This window comes from Maridesulfovibrio ferrireducens, assembly GCF_016342405.1.
Classification (GTDB): Bacteria; Desulfobacterota; Desulfovibrionia; order Desulfovibrionales; family Desulfovibrionaceae; genus Maridesulfovibrio; species Maridesulfovibrio ferrireducens_A.
This window is the reverse complement of the sequence record NZ_JAEINN010000008.1, coordinates 166,031-181,173: the sequence shown is the minus strand read 5'-3', so window position 1 is coordinate 181,173 and position 15,143 is coordinate 166,031. Positions and strand designations below refer to the sequence as shown.

The following is a 15,143-nucleotide window of genomic DNA, read 5'->3' as shown; positions in this document are numbered from 1 at the left end:
CAATCGAAAAAACAAAAACAAAAAACGCCCGCCTCCCGAAAGAGAGACGGGCGCCGGATACCGGACTAAAACTTAGAAATTCAGACTACCAGCGTGGACGTTCTTCACGTGGTTTAGCTTCGTTAACCTTAAGGTTACGTCCGCCGAAATCTTTTCCGTCCATATTGTCGATAACTTCAAGAGCACCGGCGTCATCCATTTCGACAAAGCCGAAACCACGAGGACGACCAGTTTCACGGTCTTCGATAAGATTGATAGAAATAACTTCACCGTAAGCTTCAAAAGCAGCGCGAAGATCATCTTCAGTAGCAGACCAAGGCAAATTTCCGACATAAAGTTTTTTAGACATTATATATTCTCCTAAAAAATTGATGAGACGCTGACGCTTTCGCGCCAACAAAAAAAGGAGCAGTGTACAAGATGCACACATTGCTCCTCGATATACCTGTTCATTTTAAACTAGCTTCGGTCACATTCAGACCGCGCCTCCACGTGCGTTACTAGTGTATAGAGGAAAGTTCTCTATCAACGACCCAAAAATGTCAAGACATATTATTTTTTATTTTAAAAAACTTCACTATTTGTCTCTGAAACAACTCACAATCAAAACACATCCACGACATCCTTCTTAGGATTAAAAGATGTATCTACCCAATAAGATAGAATTTATAGCATATTGATTTACTCCCCGGATAGGCATATCACTAACTTAAACAACATGAGGAGTTAAATATGGCCTTATTATCTTGGAACGATAATTATTCAATTGGAATCAAAAAAATCGATAATGAACATAAAGTTCTTATAGGAATGATTAACAAAGCTTACGATTCAATCGAAAAGATGGAAGAACAGAAAGTGCTTTTAGAATTGATTTCAGAAATGCGTCAATATGCCATGGATCATTTTTCAACCGAAGAGATGTTCATGAAACATTATACCTACCCAGAAACTGAAAACCATAGAAAGCAGCATAACCACTTCATGATATATGTAGCCTCTGCGGATAACATGATGGACGCAGACAATAACGCACTGGATCCATATAAAGTTTTTAAATATCTCGCAGACTGGCTGAAAAACCATATACTCGTTACTGACAAACAATTTGGATCATTTCTAATGAATAAAGGAGTTCGGTAGTCTCAATAAAAGGCTCTTAACTTGCTTTAAATATCTCCATACATTATTAATAAGCAGTATATAGAATAAAAAGGAGGCGTTATGTTCTGGGTTCATCTTCTTTTACTGCTTGTAATAATATTTATAGGTATCCGCTATGGAGGAGTGGCCATTCTCGTTTTCGCATTCGGCGTAAAACCGGGCAATCCGCCTGTCAGCGTGATGCTCATCATTCTTGCTGTTGTCGCAGCTTCTACAACACTTGAAGCTACGGGCGGACTTAGTCTTCTTGTTAAATTTGCCGATAAATTTTACGATAACATCCTGAATACATTGTATACTTAGGCTATATCTGTACTTTCTCGCTTACGGTGCTGGTCGGAACCGGACACTCTGTATACCCCCTTCTGCCTGTCATCTACGATGTTGCTTATAAAAACGGAATCCGACCTGAACGAGCTTTAGCCGTTTCTACAGTTGCATCATAAATGGGTATAACCGACAGCCCTATTGCAGCCGCTGCAGCAGTCGTTCTAGCCACGGCCGCTGACAATAACCTTGATATAAATCTGGTTAATATTCTTATGGTCACCATTCCTGCAACCTTCATTGGAATGCTCACAGCAGCAACATGAAGCCTTAAACGTGGTAAAGATTTAGACTAGGACGAAGAATTTCAGATAAAGATGAAAGACCCTGAATTTAGACGTGAAGTTGAAGACATAGACTCTACCTCCACCGAGATAGCCTCAACAGGGAAAAAAGGACTGGCTGTCTTCCTTCTTGGAATTCTAGCAGTTATAATTCTTGCTCTATTTAGCAAACACCTGCTTCCAGAGGGCGTTAAAATGTCAGTCGCCATCCAGTTTATGATGCTGGCAGTCGGTGCAATCATTGTCATAATGACAAATCTTTCCCCTAAAAAAATAGTTCATAGCAGTGTCTTCACAGCGGGAATGACCGCCATGATTACAATCTTTAGTATTGCATGGATGAGTACACCATCAATAGTTATAATAAGCCTTACCTCATAGGTATGATCAGTGAAATGGTTCATTTGTATCCTTGGACATTCGCCATAGCCATGTTCGTTAAAAGTCAGGCCGCAGTATTGACGATTATGCTCCCGCTAGGATTCTCATTGGGTATTTCGAAAGAAGTTCTTATCGGTGTTCTGCCATCCTGCTATGCCTACTTCTTCTCCCCCTTCTATCCGAGTGATCTTGCTGCAATCAGTTTTGACCGAACAGGAACAACTCACATTGGGAAATATGTATTGAATCAAAGCTTTATGTTTCAAGGCTTAATAGGTATTGGAACAGCCACAGTTATCGGTTATTTTCTTGCACAGATAATTTTCTTAAACTGAGATAAAGCCCGGTGTTAAAAAATAACTTCGGGATTTTATCTATATCTATGATGGAGAATTAATGACGATATTCACTAAAGACATCCTTCTCGCGCCAGAAAATGAAATTATCTGCTATTGCTCAAACATTACAAAAGGCCAAATTAACGAAGCTATTTCGAACGGAGCTACTTCTTTGGCTGCAATAAAAGAAGTAACTGGAGCGTGTATCGCCGCACGTTGCAAAGAAATGAGCCCTCGTGGGAGGTGATGTTCGGTAGAAATCAATGCACTCCTTGGTAAGGAGACATCAAACTTAAATCTAAAAACACTCTAAATTTTCATTATCATCGACAGTTTTCACTCTTAATTTCACTTTTAATTCAATTTAAAACTCACTTTTTTCACAAAAAAAGGCGCAATCTTGACGATTGCGCCTAAATAAAATGTATTTTTTCTGAAATTATTTTCCGTTTTTCCAATTTTCCCATTCTGTTTTACTGAGTTTTCCGTCTTTATTAACATCAGCTTCGCGCATAATGCGTTCAGCATTAAGAGGATAAACATTCACAATTTCGGAACGGATTATAGTTTTATTTCCGTCTTTATCGATATCAATAAATCCTCTGGTAAAACGAACTCGCTCAAGATTATACTTGATAGCTTTAGCTTTTCTACCGCTCTCAAGATAGTACAAAGAAATCGTTTGTTTTCCAGTTATTTCACCTTGAAGATATCCGTCTTCACCTTCTGCAAGATACAGACGGGTTCCATCTGCATCAATAATACCACAGAATGGTTCTGTCTCTGCATTATCATTTTTGTCGGCAAGCCAGATTTTATAACCGGAAAACATAGTTCCATCTTGTTTATTGATAACAAAAACAGCTTTATTTTCTCTAATATCGCCATCCTTAGTGATCAGCTTAACCGCACCACCCCATGTACCGCGCAATTCAGGCGCACCAGCCGCGAATGCCATTGCACTAAACATCATGAAAACCAGAGCGACAAGACTGCAACATAAAAATTTCTTCATAAAAATTACTCCATAAGATTAAAGTTCAGGATTACTTTAATCTTATTGAGCATATACAAGACTCAGTCAAGCTTTTATCAGGTTGGACAAAAAAAAGACGGCCACCGCAAGGTAAGCCGCCTTAAACAAAAACAAAGGTAAAAAACTAAAGATGGGAAACAACTTTTCCTAAAAAATCCTTCAATCTTGGATTCTTAGGGTTACTGAAAAATTCTTGAGGAGAACCTTCTTCTTGAATAACTCCCTCATCAATAAAGATAACTCTGTCGGCAACCTCTTTAGCAAAACCCATTTCGTGAGTAACCACGATCATAGTCATGCCCTCTTTGGCCAATTTCTGCATTACGTCCAGAACTTCACCAACAAGCTCAGGGTCTAAAGCAGATGTCGGTTCGTCAAAAAGGATAACCTTGGGCTGCAATGCAAGCGATCTGGCAATGGCAACACGCTGTTTCTGTCCGCCGGAAAGCTGATCTGGGAAATTAATAGTCTTCTCTTTCAAACCGACTTTATCAAGAAGCTTTAAGCCTAATGCGTTAGCATCACCTTTGCTCATATTGCGGACTTTAAGAGGCCCCAAAGTAACATTTTCCAAAATAGTCATATGAGGAAAAAGATTAAACTGCTGAAAAACCATACCGGCTTCAGTACGAACTTTATTAATGTTCGTCTGCTTGTCCATGATATCATAACCGTCTACTTCAATAGTACCGGAACTGGGAACCTCAAGCTTATTGATACACCTTAAAACTGTGGATTTACCTGATCCCGAAGGGCCGATTATGCAAACTACTTCGCCGGATTTAACGTGTAAGTTAATCCCTTTAATAACTTGCAGCATCCCGAAATTTTTATGTAAATTTTTAATTTTAATCACAATATTATCTCCGGGTGGTGTTAAGCTTTTTTTCCAACATTTTCATACCCTGTGCAATTGAAAGAGTCATGACAAGGTACACACATGCAACAGCCAGATAAACTTCAAACGCCCTGAAATTGACGGAAGTAATCTCCTGCCCTGTTCTCATAAGCTCACCGACACCGATAACCATCAATAAAGAAGTATCTTTCAGACTGATGATAAACTGATTACCCAAGGGAGGAATCATACGCTTCAACGCCTGAGGCCAGACAACATAAAGCATTGTCTGGGAACGGGTGAGACCTATAGAACGTCCGGCCTCAACCTGTCCGGGATTAATGGACTGCACAGCACCGCGCACAATTTCAGCTATATACGCACCGGAATTAATAGCAATAATGATAATACCGGCAGTAATCGGTGCTATTCTTATGCCTACAGCCATCGGAACACCGTAATAAAGAAACATTGCTTGAACCAGCATCGGAGTTCCGCGAATCGCTTCAACATAAACGCCGGCAAGTTTTCTTACCAAAAGGGACCGTGCCAGTTTCATTAAACCTGCAAGACTTCCGAGTATAAACCCGAAAAACAATCCCCCAACAGCGATCTCAACAGTAAGTTTAAGACCACGCATGAGCATGGGAAAAGTATCCCAGAACACTGAAGTTTCAAATACAAACGCCATACTGCCTCTATCTTTTAAAAGAATGAGGGCGACCTATGAAGTCGCCCTATAATTAACAAAAAAACTAATATTATTTAGGCTCGGATCCAAACCATTTAATATAAAGTGTGCGGTATTCACCACTGTCGCGAAGAGCTTTCAGAGCAGTATTAACCTTTGTTACAAGCTTGCTGCCTTTAGGGAAAGCGATTCCGTAAGACTGCCCCTGATATAAAGGACCAACAACTTTGACCTGACCTTTAGAAGCTTTACGCGCGAAATCTCCGATAACAGGAGAGTCGAACATTACTGCGTCAGCACCGCCAGCCATAAGTTCCATGAACATTGCGTCACTGTTGGGGAAAAGTTTAACTTCTTTAGCACCGCTGTTAGCTTTAACGAAGTCAGCGGAAGTAGTTCCGAGTTTAGTTGCAACAATTTTTCCTTTCAGATCTTTAATGTCTTTAATGGAATTTTCGCTATCTTTAACGAGAATCAGAAGACCGGCATTATAATAGGGATCTGAAAAATCGACAACTTTGGAACGAGCAGGTTTAATGGTCATTCCGGCAATACCTACATCAACCTGATTGGACTGGAGTCCGGGAATAATTCCATTAAAATCCATAGGCTGTAATGTATAATCAGCTCCGATTTTTTTTGCAATTGCGTCCCAAAGCTCAACATCAAACCCTGTATGCTTTCCCGTTTCAGGATCTTTAAATTCAAAAGGAGGAAAACTGGTATCACAGGCAACAGTTATTTTATCAGCAAAAGCTGATCCGACCATCAATACTGTTAACAGCGCAGCAACAATAAGTGACAACAAATTTTTCATAAAACCTCCAAAACTGGCATTGTTTTTTTAAGAATCTTCATATTTTACCAAAGAAGATTGATCCGCATGCCTCAATTATTTGAGGCAAATTACACGTAATTTTGAAATATTAGCACTATTATTTCAAAATTTCAAGATTTCAAGAACAACTGAATAAAAACTGAATCAAATTAAAAAATTAAAAAACGAATCAAATTAATTATTTTTTAAACATTCCAATTTATAAGAAACTATCATAACATACAGAATTAAATTGTAGACAAATTATAGCTTAAAACCTCACCCCACTAGCTTAACAAAATTGTAATATTAATGTCATACAATTTTAAGTAGATTTTGAAAAAATGACATTAATGTCCATTTAAACAGTTAGACCACTTTTATTTTATACATTTTTGTTAAAAAAAGACTAAGCCAAAACTCTCCATATTAAAGTAAGTATATGTTTTTAAACAAAATAAACATTTAGGCATACTCTATGCTTTGATTAAACTAAATTTTTGCAAATAAGTATCAAAACTCCGTACAATCGGAGACCAATTTTAAATAATATCAAGGAGCTTTTTCAAATGAGTTCGAACAAGTCTCGTCAGAACGCAATCACAGCGGTAACTAACTATACCCCTCCTTCAACGACACTAAACTTCGCCGATATTAAACCGACAGACCTTTTCGGCTGCAATGTTTTCAACGATAAAGTAATGAAAGAGAGACTTCCTAAAGGAATATACAAATCTCTTAAGAAAACTATCGAGCATGGGGAAGCAATTGATCCTTCGATAGCCGACACCGTTGCCTACGCAATGAAAGAATGGGCTATGTCGAAAGGCGCAACTCATTATACTCATGTCTTCTACCCACTCACAGGATCAACTGCAGAAAAACATGACGGATTTCTCAGCCCTGACGGAAAAGGAAGCGCTATCGCCGAATTTGAAGGTAAACTACTCATTCAGGGTGAACCGGACGCATCCAGCTTCCCTAACGGTGGACTGCGCACCACATTTGAAGCGCGCGGTTACACCGCTTGGGATGTGACAAGCCCCGCATACATCCTGGAAAACCCAAACGGAACCTTCCTTTGCATTCCGACTGCGTTTGTATCTTGGAAAGGTGAAGCTCTTGATAAGAAAACTCCTCTGCTCAGAGCAAATCAGGTTATAAACACACAGGCACAGCGCATTTTAAAAATTTTCGGAGACAAATCCGGAAACCGTGTTATCTCCAATGCCGGTGCAGAGCAGGAATACTTCCTTATAGATAGAAACTTTTACTTTGCCCGCCCCGACCTCCAGCTTGCAGGAAGAACTCTTTTCGGTGCCAAACCTGCTAAAGGTCAAGAACTGGACGATCATTACTTCGGAGCAATTCCCCGCCGCGTCCTTTCTTTTATGATGGATGCTGAGCACGAACTGTACAAACTGGGCGTACCTGTTAAAACTCGTCATAATGAAGTTGCTCCCGGACAGTTTGAAATTGCACCTGTCTTCGAACATGCCAACCTCGCAACCGATCACAACCAGATGCTTATGACCGTTCTTAAAAGCACCGCTAAAAAACATGGTATGGTTTGTCTGCTGCATGAAAAACCATTTGCAGGAATTAACGGTTCCGGCAAACACCTTAACTACTCACTAAGTTGCGAAGGACACGGCAGCCTTTTTGATCCAGGTGAAAATCCACATAAAAATGCTCAGTTCCTGATATTCTGTGCTGCGGCAATTCGCGCTGTACATCGTCACAGCAAACTTCTTCGCGCGGTAGTAGCTTCTGCAAGCAACGACCATCGTCTTGGTGCTAACGAAGCTCCACCTGCAATCATGTCAATATTCCTTGGAAAACACCTCACCGAGATTTTCCAGAAAATTCAGGAAGGCAACTCTCCTACTCCTACAAGCTCAGGTTTCCTGAAAGTCGGTGTTGACACACTGCCTACGCTCCCTAGAGATGCAGGTGACCGTAACCGCACAAGCCCATTTGCTTTCACTGGAAACCGATTTGAATTCAGAGCTGTCGGTTCCAACGCATCCATTGCAGGTCCACAGGTTGCATTAAACTCTATGTTCTCTGAATCCTTAGACTTTATTGCAACTGAGCTTGAAAATGCGACAAAGGGTGATCAATCTAAACTTAATGCAGCTGTACAAAAAGTAATCAAAGACATTATGGATAATCATAGCTCCATCCTCTTTGACGGAGACGGATACTCAGCAGAATGGCACAAAGAAGCAACAGAAGAACGCGGACTGCCTAACCTGCCCACATCCGCAGAAGCAATTCCTGCGATTACTGCTCCTGAAGTTATTGAAATGTTCACTAAGTACAATGTCTTCACAAAAGAAGAACTTGAAAGCCGTGAAGAAATATACCTTGAGCAGTACAATCAGGCTATTATGACTGAAGCCGCTCTTGTTGTTAAAATTGCAAAAACTCAGATATTCCCAGGAGCTGTCCGCTACCAGAATGAGCTGGCTTCAACATGTGCTAACATGAAAACAATCGGTGTACCTTTTACTACCGACGTTCTTGAAGATGTAACTGAGAACCTGAGAAAAATGCAGGCAGCAGTTGTTAATCTTCAGAAGATCATGGAAAACAACACTGAATCCGAAGTTGGAAAACAGGCTAATTACCTCTGCTACAAAGCATTGCCCGCAATGCTGGAAGTCCGCAAATATGCTGATTACCTCGAAGATGTTGTAGCAGATGATCTCTGGTCTCTCCCAAGCTACTCAGAAATGCTCTTCATCAAATAAACATCCCATTCCGGCCTCCATAAAAATGAAGCCCTGCTTGAAAAAGCAGGGCTTCATACGTTTTATACCTTGGAGTAATCTAAAAATATATATATGTATGATTTCTACCCTTAACCCAAATATAATTTAATCGGAGGATCATATGCTGAAAAAAATAATACTGACTTTGACTCTTATCTTTGCATTCGCTTCAATGGTAAGTGCAACCGCTCCCTTAACTTCAAATGAAATTGAGAGAGTCATAGCCACGATGGAAAAACTTGAACCTTATATGGATCAAATGGAAACAGAAATGGAGGAAGCTGGAGGCCACAACACAGACGTATTTGACCCGGACATGATGAAAAAAGAATGCGCGCTTATATATGAGTATAGTGCACAGGCTAAAAAAATTATTAAGGACAACGGCTTTTCCGCTCAAACATGGCCGGAAACATCAGGTAGAGTATTAAAAGCTTTTGTCTCAATCGCCATGGAACAAGAACAATCAGCCGGAATGGAAAAAATGCAGGCAGCAATGGCCCAAATGGATGCTGACCCAAACATGTCTCCTGAACATAAAAAAATAATGAAAGAACAGATGAACTCAATGATGCAAACAGCTAAAGCGATGATGCAGGTGCCAAAAGCAGATATTGATGCAGTTAGACCATATTTTGAGAAACTTACCGTGGCAGTTGATTAATTTTTCAAATAAAAAAGAGGAAGTTGCAGTATAACTTCCTCTTTTTTATTCTCACTTATAAATCAAATATAAATCAGGTATTAATCTTTATTTTCTTTAATTTCTTTAACATCTTCGCGTTTTAAAATTACTTTCTGCCCATCTAAATCTTTTAATTCATAACTTTTAGACTTATCAAAATAGTTTGGTTCACCAACGGATACAATTGTAGAACCGTCAGTTTTTGTAACAGTGTAATGTGTCGAACCACATCCTGAAAAAGCAAATAAAGCGGTACAAACAACCAAAATTGAAATAATTTTTTTCACAATTAAACTCCTCATAATAATTTTCAAAATTTGTGTAAAACAACTATACTAAAATATTTATGCCATGCTTTGCAATACCGACGCAATCTTTAATGATTTTTCTGTAAAGTCTTTTTCCAATTTTTCAATATCGTATTTTATAATTTTTGAAACTTCCGCAGTTGAATACTTTGATTCAAGCTTGAGCATATTACCTGCTCCGCTACCTTTTGCTGCAGAGCTTAAAGCAATAGCTGATCCGGACTTGCGCTTATGTAAGACCTTCAAACTTCCTTGATAAACAGCAGACTTACCCGAAACCGCCAGCATTAAATCATGATCAACATCATCATATTGAGTCGGTGAATATCTAAGATCAAAATCACCTATTTCATTTAGAGTAGACTGTCGAAACAAATGAAAACACCCTGTCACCGACACGCACGGCCGGCAAAAATCAAACTGACCATAATCCAGATCCTGATTGTGCGGGTCCAGATAAGAGAATTCAAATCCGCGCATACTGTCTTTAAAGTCGCGGGGAGTTTCTCTCAGATGTAAATCAGCGTGCTGAATAACTTCTTCCTGTCCGTCATTAACAACCTTACACCCCCAGACCCCGGCATCAGGATATGAAGCTACCGCCCTGCTGAAATGAGCCTGCCAATCTTCTGGAATAAGTGCGTCATCATCAAGATAAGCTACATACTCAAACGCTTTAATCTCATCCAAAGTCTTAAGCCAGTTCCGTGCAGCAGGAGCCCCTATATTCACAGGTAGATTGATAACGGTTAAACTCTCTCCGAGCTTTTCTTTCCAATGCTCTAGAACTTGTTTTGTATCATCCTTACTACCATTATTAAGAGCAAAAACCTGTACGTTTTCAAGAAGTGAATTCGCTAAACTCTCCATCGTTGCATTAAAGTCCTTTGCCTTCTCATAAGTGTAAAGGCAGACCGCGACATTACCATCGAGAAGCCTCTTTCCGGTACTTTCAAATATTTTATCAAAGACCTTGAACCATGTATTTACCTGCCACGGACGAGCTGTCATCCGGTCCCGCCACAATATCATCGCCTCTTCTCTGCGTCCCATGCGCTCAAGCACTTCGGCCAGCCTCAAAAGGCTTTCACCCAAAATAAGCGTATCATCAGATACGTCGGCATAAATATTTTCGGCAAGTTCATAATCGCCCGTACAAAAAGCGACATCACCTGAATACTTATTTTGAATAATTTTCATTGCTGAAGGCCAGCCCCGGGAAACAGCATCTTGCGCCAAGTCATAACGTCCAAGAAAAAATGACAAATCGAGAAAATGAGATAACCAAAATATATTTTCAGGTTCACGAACAGTTTGACTTCCTAAATATTCAAGAAGCTTTTCTTTGTCATCTTTAGCAATAAGACGCTGCAAAAAACTTATATTTTCTGGCACACTATTATTTGATGAAACAAAAGAAAGAGCTTCGGTTAGCTGGGCCGGTAAAAAATTAAGCTGCTGATTAATTGCAAGAAGATTAGTTGCAAGCTGTCCGTCAAGCGGACTGGATTCCCACGCGGTTAAAAGCAGATCCACGCCGAGATCGATTAAGGACGCGTTCTCTTTACCATTTTCAGCGGAATTTAAAATTCTGCTGGCGGTATCCATCAAATGTGGTTTTCCATGTCCGGAAACCAAAAGCCTATACCGAGATTCTGTGTCTAAAAAATCCCAAAAAGATCCTGTCATAAATATCCTTACCCGAAGGTTTTCCTCATTTTATCCAAAATACTTAGTAGCCTGTGCTCATACGTATGTTCGGATAATATCCTTTTTCGAGCAGCAGCACTAACTTTCTCTCTCATTTTTTTATCACCGAGACATCTTTCCATTATCTGAGGTATTTCTTTAACATTACTATAGGAAATAATCTCACTATCAGGTTCAAAAAGATTCTCCATTTGCTCGCGATAGTCAGTCAAGATAAACCCGCCACACGCCGGAACATCAAAAATACGCTGATTCACAGCTCCCTTCATCTGCCTGCTGGTGCAGTTAAAACTGACATCGGACATAGGGTAAAAAGCTGGAAGATCAGCATAATAGTCCAAAGAAGGAAGATAACGCCAACCATTTTTATCAAGTAAGACATGCCATCCCGGGTCCCCGACGATCAATGGATTAAAATCAAGAATAGCTTCAATACAGGAAAGACGATATTGACGGGTCGCCTCCCATGTTATCAAAGCTTCAAAAGAAAGTTTTTGTTCATCAGCTTTAAATTCTTCGACAATTTCTAATAAATCAGGATGTCTTTTTTCTAAATATTTTTCAACGGAGAGATCGTCAGCATTGCCGAATTCAGCCGCTAACTGTGGATATCTATCTTTAATATTTCTAGGCAAATTTGCGTCTGCAAGCGAATTTGAAACCGCATCAACCATGGAATTACCCACAAAGGAAACTTGCGAACACCAACTGTCTTTACCGGGTTTGCCAGCTTTAAATCTGCAAGGGTCTGTCGCAAGCGGTAAATAAAAAACATTATCAAAACCCTTGTCCTGCATTACCGACAAATTACCCGCATCATAAGTAAATATAGAGGTAAGCTCAGATGATACATTTTTGTAGCGATAAAGCACTAAATGAGGATTATCCACAAACCATGAAGCTAAGGGCAATTTCAACTTTAAAAGCAGATCAGTCAACTTCCCTTCTCTGTCCACCCCGAAATGATTAACGGTGAGTGCAAAATCAGGCTTAAACTCAACAACCGCCTTTAACAAATCCTCAACAAAACCATCGCGAACAGTATATCCCATGCCAATATCAACACTGCGATAAGAAATACCTAAACGATCCAAAGCTGAAATAATTTCACCGGTTAAAAAATACGGTCTATTAAAAAAAAGGACTTTAGGTTTCACATTTTGAAATTTAGGATATTTTACTTCCTCCCAGAAATCAGGAACTGTATCAGCCTTTTCCGCAGCCTCAAGAGTATTAGCAATAGTTACATACCAGTCAGGATCAAGGCGCAAATATAATGGCATTTTAATAAGATCAAACGAGCTTCCGCCATTATCTTTCTGCCATTTTATAAGCTTGCCTAAAACTTCCGCAGGCTCTCCATCAAGCCATAAAACCTGTGGATGCTCTCGAAAACAGTCCGCACCAGTCAGTTCCGCAATCTGAGGATCGCTATCAACAACTGCCACGGGACCGCGCTCAAGCAGTTTCTTAATGCAAACACCTAATCCTGCCCCGAAAACAACAGGAAGCTTCACGCCGGTTTCTTCAGAAACAGACGCAAGAGCTTCTTCGCGCTCAGCACCCCTGCGACCCCAGAGATGCCATACCTTGCCTTCGATCGAAATTCGTGCATCCACGAATTGACCGGAATCATCAACAGGCGCGACAGTATATGCTCGTTTTGTCATACGTTTTCTTTAAATCATTTCAGCTAAGTGTGACAATGGTTGAATCACCATTTTTTGAATAACAACAAACATTCATAAATACCCAAAACAAGACTTGCCAATATTAAGGATATCATTATCCTGTTTTTTCGGATTAATTATAAAAAAATTAACAGGATTAGTAATGACCAATACAACTGAATCAGCCCTTACAACAGACAGCATCATGCATAATTTGGATATGGATAATTGGGAAAGAAGCGAGCATTTTACTTTTTTCCAGTCCATGAAATCATGTCAGTACGGCTTTACCATACAACAGGACATCACAGAATTTTGCGAGTTAAGAAAAAGAATCAAGTCATCCGCAAAATCAATCAGATTTTCAGATGCTCTTTATTTCTTTGCAACAAAATCAGCCAACGCCCTACCTGAATTTCGAACAAGAATCGTAGATGGAAAACCTGTTATTTATGACAAAGTTCATCCAGCCTTCACATATATTCCAAAGGGACGTTCACTGCATGCAAACTGTTTGGCACAATACGCTGATAATTATGCAAAACTTACAGAAAACATAGAATTCTCACGTCAAAATGCGGATAACAATCCAAGCCTGACACCTAAAGGCGGAGATAAACAAAATCTTTTATATTTCAGCATTAACAATGGAGTAGCTTTCACTTCTGCCACAAACCCTTGGGGTGACTGCAACGAAGACTCCGTTCCGAGAATACTATTCGGACAGGTTACAAAAAATGCAGAAAACAAAAAAATTCTGCCTGTCTCCATAGAACTGCTTCACAGTCTAGCCGATGGCAGACATATTGCCGAATTTTTTAAATTATTCGGAGAAATGTGCTCTAATCCAGAAAAACATATAAATATCTAAAAAAACAGGTGAAAACTTTCTTATGAGAGTTTCCACCTGTAATGATTTTAATAAATTAAAAACTAATCGCTTAGTACTTCTTCAAAACAGTTCCATTCTCTTCTAGATCTTTAGCGAGTAATTCGCGCATACGTTTACACACAGGACCGGGTCTAACATCATGGATCGGTTTTTTATTAAATCTGACAACCCCGACTGCATCATTTGATGTTCCACAAACAATGACCTCTTTTGCGAGGAGTATGTCTTCCTCGGAAATGGCGCAGTAATCAACAGGAACTTCATCAGCTATCAACTGAATGGCACGAAGCAGTGTTGTTCCTGCAAGAGCATTGGAGAACTCTGGGACTTTAAGTGTCCCGCCCGCATCAACTATGCAGACATTCTCCGTTGCGCCTTCTGCTAAAAATCCAAGACGGTCAAAACAGAAAGGCAAATCAAATCCTTCTTTCATTGCATCAAACATCATTAAAACATTCGGTAGATAATCAATTGATTTGATTGTCGCTAAATAAGGCTGCTTTGCAGGAATTGAGGATTTAAATGCTGTAAGCCCCTTTTCATACCACTCTTCAGGCTTAGGCTCATATTTATAAACAACAATATATAATGAAGGAACCGGACATTCATAAGGATTGATACCGAATCCGCCCCCGCCTCTACCCAGCAGAACACGCACAAGACCGGAATCACAACCGGAAGCTCCGCACACATCCAGAACAATATCAGCAAGCTCCTCCCATGAACAAGGAGGCTGAAGGTGTATCGTAGAAGCGGATCTTTTCATTCTGCGCAGATGCGGGTCAAGTTGATACAATTTGCCATTTACAAACTTCATGGTTTCAAAAACACCATCCCCGCGATGAACCAGATGATCGTCCCACGGCATAAGCATTAACTTAGGATCAGTGCAAACAAGCCCGATTCTATGCTCATAAAAAGCACAAACTTTATCAGTTCCTGCACGCATGGAGGCAAGCATAGCATCGATATATTCTTCGCTACCTACTTTTTTTATCAATTTGAACTCCGTAAATTTTATTCATATCCCCGAGAAGACAGATTTCGCCACTTACCCTCGAAATAAGATTATCTCGAAAGTCTCTTTCTAACTTACAGAACAAAAGCAATACTCGGCAAGGGATTAACCCTAATTATTTCATTAAATCATATTAGTAAAATTAGCATTCTGAAATTAACAAAAAAACAAAAAAGGCCGATCTTCGAAATATCAAAGATCGGCCTG

General features: G+C 39.8%; 14 protein-coding genes and 2 pseudogenes. 7 read left to right on the top strand and 9 right to left on the bottom strand.

What is annotated here, in order from left to right:
- Positions 1–85 precede the first annotated feature (85 nt).
- On the bottom strand, positions 86–349 hold the full coding sequence (locus tag JEY82_RS10755) for an RNA-binding protein (protein ID WP_092158897.1): 264 nt from the start codon (positions 347–349) through the stop codon (positions 86–88).
- 383 nt (positions 350–732) lie between these two features.
- Between JEY82_RS10755 and JEY82_RS10750 the strand changes: the two genes are divergently transcribed.
- From JEY82_RS10750 to JEY82_RS10735, 4 genes and pseudogenes are all read left to right on the top strand, one after another.
- Entirely contained in the window at positions 733–1,143 is a 411-nt protein-coding gene (locus JEY82_RS10750) for a bacteriohemerythrin (RefSeq protein ID WP_304085390.1), read from the top strand.
- 81 nt (positions 1,144–1,224) lie between these two features.
- Positions 1,225–1,467: an anaerobic C4-dicarboxylate transporter family protein gene (locus JEY82_RS10745; RefSeq protein ID WP_304085389.1), complete on the top strand. Its 243-nt coding sequence runs from the start codon at positions 1,225–1,227 to the stop codon at positions 1,465–1,467.
- 26 nt (positions 1,468–1,493) lie between these two features.
- Positions 1,494–2,491 (top strand): annotated as a pseudogene (locus tag JEY82_RS10740) (anaerobic C4-dicarboxylate transporter family protein).
- Between the two features lie 61 nt (positions 2,492–2,552).
- A pseudogene (locus JEY82_RS10735) lies at positions 2,553–2,738 on the top strand ((2Fe-2S)-binding protein); the annotation flags it as partial.
- A gap of 195 nt (positions 2,739–2,933) precedes the next feature.
- On the opposite strand, the gene JEY82_RS10730 reads toward JEY82_RS10735, so the two are convergent.
- The 4 genes from JEY82_RS10730 to glnH form a co-directional block, all read right to left on the bottom strand.
- A complete protein-coding gene (locus tag JEY82_RS10730; protein WP_304085387.1) occupies positions 2,934–3,509 on the bottom strand; it encodes a calcium-binding protein in 576 nt (191 codons plus the stop codon).
- A 145-nt stretch (positions 3,510–3,654) separates the two neighbouring features.
- Positions 3,655–4,386, bottom strand: coding sequence for an amino acid ABC transporter ATP-binding protein (locus tag JEY82_RS10725; protein WP_304085386.1), 732 nt, complete (start codon positions 4,384–4,386; stop codon positions 3,655–3,657).
- A gap of 4 nt (positions 4,387–4,390) precedes the next feature.
- Positions 4,391–5,059 (bottom strand): amino acid ABC transporter permease, encoded by a 669-nt coding sequence (locus JEY82_RS10720; protein WP_304085385.1) that lies wholly within the window; start codon positions 5,057–5,059, stop codon positions 4,391–4,393.
- Positions 5,060–5,129: 70 nt separating this feature from the next.
- On the bottom strand, positions 5,130–5,876 hold the full coding sequence (glnH, locus tag JEY82_RS10715; protein ID WP_304085384.1) for a glutamine ABC transporter substrate-binding protein GlnH: 747 nt from the start codon (positions 5,874–5,876) through the stop codon (positions 5,130–5,132).
- Between the two features lie 569 nt (positions 5,877–6,445).
- On the opposite strand from glnH, the gene JEY82_RS10710 reads away from it, so the two are divergent.
- The gene (locus JEY82_RS10710) at positions 6,446–8,632 is read left to right on the top strand and encodes a glutamine synthetase III (protein WP_304085383.1); all 2,187 of its coding nucleotides are present in this window, start codon (positions 6,446–6,448) and stop codon (positions 8,630–8,632) included.
- 142 nt (positions 8,633–8,774) lie between these two features.
- A complete protein-coding gene (locus JEY82_RS10705) occupies positions 8,775–9,317 on the top strand; it encodes a hypothetical protein (RefSeq protein ID WP_304085382.1) in 543 nt (180 codons plus the stop codon).
- An 80-nt stretch (positions 9,318–9,397) separates the two neighbouring features.
- Here the strand turns inward: JEY82_RS10705 and JEY82_RS10700 are convergent, their stop codons facing one another.
- Genes JEY82_RS10700 through JEY82_RS10690 form a run of 3 tightly spaced genes read right to left on the bottom strand, consistent with a single transcriptional unit; the run spans position 9,398 to position 13,026 of the window.
- A complete protein-coding gene (locus JEY82_RS10700; RefSeq protein WP_304085381.1) occupies positions 9,398–9,625 on the bottom strand; it encodes a YgdI/YgdR family lipoprotein in 228 nt (75 codons plus the stop codon).
- A 57-nt stretch (positions 9,626–9,682) separates the two neighbouring features.
- Positions 9,683–11,335 carry a glycosyltransferase family 2 protein gene (locus tag JEY82_RS10695; protein WP_304085380.1) on the bottom strand — a complete coding sequence of 551 codons (1,653 nt, stop codon included), beginning with the start codon at positions 11,333–11,335 and terminating at the stop codon, positions 9,683–9,685.
- Positions 11,336–11,343: 8 nt separating this feature from the next.
- Positions 11,344–13,026, bottom strand: a complete 1,683-nt coding sequence (locus JEY82_RS10690) for a glycosyltransferase (protein ID WP_304085379.1) — start codon at positions 13,024–13,026, stop codon at positions 11,344–11,346.
- Between the two features lie 163 nt (positions 13,027–13,189).
- On the opposite strand from JEY82_RS10690, the gene JEY82_RS10685 reads away from it, so the two are divergent.
- Complete coding sequence (locus tag JEY82_RS10685; RefSeq protein ID WP_304085378.1) at positions 13,190–13,897, top strand: CatA-like O-acetyltransferase; 708 nt, start codon at positions 13,190–13,192, stop codon at positions 13,895–13,897.
- 70 nt (positions 13,898–13,967) lie between these two features.
- Here JEY82_RS10685 and JEY82_RS10680 read toward each other — a convergent pair whose 3' ends face one another.
- A complete protein-coding gene (locus JEY82_RS10680) occupies positions 13,968–14,918 on the bottom strand; it encodes an aminotransferase class IV (RefSeq protein WP_304085377.1) in 951 nt (316 codons plus the stop codon).
- Positions 14,919–15,143 lie beyond the last annotated feature (225 nt).

Excerpts from the sequence above, each read along its gene's own strand:
- JEY82_RS10750 (WP_304085390.1), top strand. The coding sequence starts at position 733 with ATGGCCTTATTATCTTGGAACGATAATTATTCAATTGGAATCAAAAAA.
- JEY82_RS10690 (WP_304085379.1), bottom strand. The coding sequence starts at position 13,026 with ATGACAAAACGAGCATATACTGTCGCGCCTGTTGATGATTCCGGTCAA.
- JEY82_RS10755 (WP_092158897.1), bottom strand. The coding sequence starts at position 349 with ATGTCTAAAAAACTTTATGTCGGAAATTTGCCTTGGTCTGCTACTGAA.
- JEY82_RS10710 (WP_304085383.1), top strand. The coding sequence starts at position 6,446 with ATGAGTTCGAACAAGTCTCGTCAGAACGCAATCACAGCGGTAACTAAC.
- JEY82_RS10745 (WP_304085389.1), top strand. The coding sequence starts at position 1,225 with ATGTTCTGGGTTCATCTTCTTTTACTGCTTGTAATAATATTTATAGGT.
- JEY82_RS10695 (WP_304085380.1), bottom strand. The coding sequence starts at position 11,335 with ATGACAGGATCTTTTTGGGATTTTTTAGACACAGAATCTCGGTATAGG.
- glnH (WP_304085384.1), bottom strand. The coding sequence starts at position 5,876 with ATGAAAAATTTGTTGTCACTTATTGTTGCTGCGCTGTTAACAGTATTG.
- JEY82_RS10720 (WP_304085385.1), bottom strand. The coding sequence starts at position 5,059 with ATGGCGTTTGTATTTGAAACTTCAGTGTTCTGGGATACTTTTCCCATG.
- JEY82_RS10730 (WP_304085387.1), bottom strand. The coding sequence starts at position 3,509 with ATGAAGAAATTTTTATGTTGCAGTCTTGTCGCTCTGGTTTTCATGATG.
- JEY82_RS10685 (WP_304085378.1), top strand. The coding sequence starts at position 13,190 with ATGACCAATACAACTGAATCAGCCCTTACAACAGACAGCATCATGCAT.
- JEY82_RS10705 (WP_304085382.1), top strand. The coding sequence starts at position 8,775 with ATGCTGAAAAAAATAATACTGACTTTGACTCTTATCTTTGCATTCGCT.